Source organism: Mycobacterium sp. SMC-17 (assembly GCF_045310915.1).
Lineage (GTDB): Bacteria > Actinomycetota > Actinomycetes > Mycobacteriales > Mycobacteriaceae > Mycobacterium.
The window spans coordinates 1-1,061 of record NZ_JBJIAK010000176.1 but is presented as its reverse complement, the minus strand read 5'-3'; the positions used below and the strand labels follow the sequence as shown (position 1 = coordinate 1,061).

Genomic DNA, 1,061 nt, shown 5'->3' with positions numbered 1-1,061 from the left:
GTGAGCGGCAACGGTTTTCCTCGGCGATCCTGCCGGCGTGGGTGCGCAAGTCGCCGCAGATGACCGAGGTGTTGCCGTTGCTGTATCTGCATGGCTTGTCGACCAGTGATTTCGGTCCGGCGTTGGAGCAGTTCCTGGGCTCGGGTGCCGGCTTGTCGGCCACGACGATCACCCGACTCACCACGCAGTGGCAGGACGAGGCCAAGGCCTTCGAGGCCCGTGATCTGTCGGGCACCGACTACGTCTACCTGTGGGTCGACGGCATCCATCTCAAGGTGCGCCTGGAGCAGGAGAAGCTCTGTTTGCTGGTGATGATCGGTGTGCGCGCTGACGGCCGCAAGGAGCTGGTCGCGCTCACCGACGGGTACCGGGAGTCGGCCGAGTCGTGGGCTGATCTGTTGCGGTCGTGCCGACGTCGCGGGATGACCGCACCGGTGCTGGCCGTCGGCGATGGGGCCCTGGGGTTCTGGAAGGCCGTGCGTGAGGTGTTCCCGGCCACCGGCGAGCAGCGGTGCTGGTTTCACAAGCAGGCCAATGTTCTTGCCTGCCTGCCAAAGTCGGCTCATCCGGGGGCGATCGCGGCGATGCGGGAGATCTACAACGCCGAGGATATCGACCACGCGCAGGTGGCGATCAAGGCGTTCGAGGTGGACTACGGCGCCAAGTACCCCAAGGCGGTCGCCAAGATCGTCGATGACGCCGATGTGCTGCTGGAGTTCTATAAGTACCCGGCCGAGCACTGGGTCCATCTGCGCACTACCAACCCGATCGAATCAACGTTTGCCACGGTACGTTTGAGGACCAAGGTGACCAAGGGGCCGGGTTCACGCGTCGCCGGAATGGCCATGGCTTACAAGCTGATCGACGCCGCGCAAGCCCGCTGGCGAGCCGTCAACGCACCGCACCTGGTCGCTCTGGTCCGGGCCGGCGCGATCTTCCACAAAGGCAAACTGCTCGAGCGACCCACCGACATCACCCCGTCGGCGGACTCGGCACCGACCGAATCAACTGGAACGGAGGTCGCCTGAAACAAGCCGATCCACAGGTATTGACAATTCCTC

1 protein-coding gene is annotated in these 1,061 nt (G+C 64.3%); it reads left to right on the top strand.

The window, feature by feature from the left end; translation table 11 throughout:
- Positions 1-1,028 (top strand): IS256 family transposase (locus ACJH7A_RS30670; protein ID WP_406803341.1); only part of this gene is annotated, 1,028 nt, incomplete at its 5' end.
- Positions 1,029-1,061: the final 33 nt, after the last annotated feature.